This is a genomic window from Bacillus sp. 05T31, assembly GCF_056396725.1.
In genome coordinates this window covers 1-3,068 of record NZ_JBFTMA010000545.1, presented here as the reverse complement: position 1 = coordinate 3,068, position 3,068 = coordinate 1, and the positions used below count along the sequence as shown (strand labels likewise).

The window sequence follows — 3,068 nt, the reverse complement described above, 5'->3', positions numbered from 1 at the left end:
GTACCAATTACATCTGGAAAGATTACAAGTGAAAACGTAATAAAATTAATTACCTCTCCTATCGGATTAGGATCCATTCTAGCGGGTTTTACTGTGTCATACATAGGAGGAAAAGGTGTAGGAGTTCTACCTATGAATCCTACGATATTGTTAGGTGTCTTAATAGGTACTCTTATTGCCGTATTATTTACAAAAGGGTTACCAGCCGGATTAATTATTGCGGCTGGAATCATAGCTATCATTTCTATGAAATGAAAGGAATATTCTAAATGAAGATGAAATGGACACATATTAGTTTAGTAGGGATTTTTTTGATAATACTTATGTCTAGTTGTTCTAATATCAAAGAAACTTCTCAAAATGATCAAACTTCTAAAGTGGTAAAACAAGAATTAGAAATTCAGCAAGGAGARGAAAATTTATTTTTACTTCATAAAAACTTAAATAATAAAAAACAGTATACATCTGATGAAATCATCTTATTTTTAGAACCATTTAGTGTACCTACAGCTCAAGCATTTGATGTACCAAAATTTTCATGGATGGATGAGTATGCCAGAAAAGGGTATGATACTTGGGCTATGGATTTCAGAGGGTTTGGTCGTTCTTCTCGCCCTAAAGAAATGTCAGATCCTCCTGCCCAAAACCGTCCGGTTATTCATTTGAATGATGCAACTAAGGATCTGGAAACAATTGTAAATTGGATTAAAAAGAAGAGAAACGTAAAAAAAAATTCATATTGTTGGATGGTCATATGGAGGTGTTGTGGCTGGAAATTATGCAATATCCCATTCTCAAGATATTAATAAACTTATTTTATATGGATATATGCATGGGTTCACACTTCCTATGATGACACAGCCTTTCGAAAACCCACTACAACCTAATCAGTTTAATCCTGAAGCACCAGCTTATCAAATGGTGGACTTTGATAAAGGAATGCATCATTGGCATATGATGATGGGAAATAAAAAAATTGTTACAAACGAAGCAATGGATGCCGTAAAACAAGTTTTTATTGATTCAGATCCTATGAGTAAGAAAAATAATCAAACGATTCGTCGACCAGTCGGTCCACTTGAAGATTTATTTTATATTTGGAAAAATCAGCCYCTATATGATGTATCTAAGATTACCRCTCCATTACTTGTCATTTACGGGGAAGATGACATATTTGCAAACCGAAATATGATGTCAAAATTAACAAGTGCAAAACAAAAAAAAGAAGTAGTAATCCCCGATGCAACACACTGGGCTGTTTATGAAAAGAATCGTAATACCCTATTCGAACAAACATTAAACTTTATAGAAGCGAAAGAAGGCAAACAGGAATGAAAAAGGGTTTAACAATATTAGATGCTACCTTACGTGAAGGAGAACAACAATGTGGTATTCGTTTCTCCAAGGAAGACAAAATTACATTACTTCACATGTTAGAGGATTTTGGAGTAAGTCTTATTGAAGTTGGACACCCTGGCATCTCTGAAGAAGAAGAAGAGATTTGCCGAGAAGTTGCAGCATCTGCAAAGCACGCCGAAATACTTATGCATGCTCGGGCGAAAAAAGAAGAAGTTCATGCGGCTTMTCGTGCTGGTGCCGATTGGATAGGAATCTGGGCGTCTATTAATCCTATTTCTTTACAAACAAAGTATACCAATCGATCAAAAGATTATGTTATTAATCAGGTGAAACATGCTATTGAAGAAGCAAAATCTTTAGGAATGAAAATCCGTTTTACTATTGAAGATGCTTCACGAACGGAATGGGAAGATATCGCCTACATTGGACAGATTGCACATATAGCTGGAGTAGATCGAATCAGTTTAGCAGACACTGTAGGAATTTGGGAGCCAGGTCAGTGTGCGACAATCGTGAAGAAATCTGTTGAGACATTCCCTTGTGAGATTGAAGTTCATCTTCATAATGATTTAGGATTAGCCATGGCAAATGCTCTTGCTGCGATCGATTCGGGGGCATCTGTCATTGATGCTACATTGTGCGGAATAGGTGAACGTGCTGGGATTGTTGATTTGCTAAATTTATCAGTATTTTTATCTCAAAAGCGTAATCTACATTGCTTTAAACTACAGATGATTCCTGAATTAACGCAATCTCTCCAATTAGCTACTGGTTGTCAAGTAGATCATTGGAGACCGATTATTGGAAAGAATATATTTACTCATACTGCATCCTATCATATAAAAGCTGTTCAGCAGAATTACTCAGCATACGAGGGTATTCAACCTGAAATGTTAGGAAGAGTAAGGAACATACAACAAAAACGTATAGAAAGAAAAGGGCCTCGGCTTTCAAAGTGTCTCCGAGTTAGTAAACCATTTGTAAAAGGAGCATCTGAGCTTTTATATCATCGTGATGGTCCAGGAGAGCGTTGGGTACAGATGGATTATAGAACTGATGAACGTGCTTCATTTTATGTAATACAGCGTGTATTTTACGACGCCCATRTGGATGAGAACTTAGAAGGACATGTAGATACTCAYGCACATCATTGYGATAGTGCCTTTATTTTTTGGGGGAATAGAATAGATGGTACTGGTCTCATGTGTGAAGTAGAAATTGAAGGAGAATTGCAAATAATTGAAAGTCCAGCATCTGTTTTTATTCCATCAGGGTTAAAACATAGGTACAAATACCTTTCGGGTACAGGAACATATACAAACATCGTACTAGCACCTAATTATAATTCTAGTTTGTTAGAGGAAAGCTCATCAAAAGTATTTGTATATTAGTAAAATATAAAAAAGTTTTTATTTCTGTTATGATGATGTTTTAGTAAACCATCTGACTGATAAGAGTATAAGCAGCCTCAATGTTCTTTATGTGAAAAAATAAAAAACAGATAGAATGCAATATGTTCTTTGAATTCTATCTGTTTTTTGAATGGCCCCAAAAAGAAAGAATCGTTGCCGTGCCCCTTCTTCAGAAGAAGCGCCACATATTATTGATGGCCTACTATATCATGAAACAGATTTGGAAATTGAAGAACATTATCCGGATGCAGCAGGCTTTGTAGATCATGTCTTTGCCATGTGTCATATGCTAGGATT

Annotated in this window: 2 protein-coding genes and 2 pseudogenes; all 4 read left to right on the top strand. The window is 35.8% G+C overall.

Annotation, left to right across the window (positions count from 1 at the left end):
- The coding region (locus tag AC1DJR_RS23850) for a DUF441 family protein (RefSeq protein ID WP_477003665.1) at positions 1 to 255 on the top strand (255 nt) is incomplete at its 5' end.
- A gap of 14 nt (positions 256 to 269) precedes the next feature.
- Positions 270 to 1,335: pseudogene (locus AC1DJR_RS23845) on the top strand (alpha/beta fold hydrolase).
- Entirely contained in the window at positions 1,332 to 2,750 is a 1,419-nt protein-coding gene (locus AC1DJR_RS23840; protein WP_477003664.1) for a homocitrate synthase/isopropylmalate synthase family protein, read from the top strand. The pseudogene AC1DJR_RS23845 and the gene AC1DJR_RS23840 overlap by 4 nt, the downstream one beginning before the upstream one ends.
- Positions 2,751 to 2,937: 187 nt before the next feature.
- Positions 2,938 to 3,068, top strand: a pseudogene (locus tag AC1DJR_RS23835) (Tn3 family transposase); the annotation flags it as partial.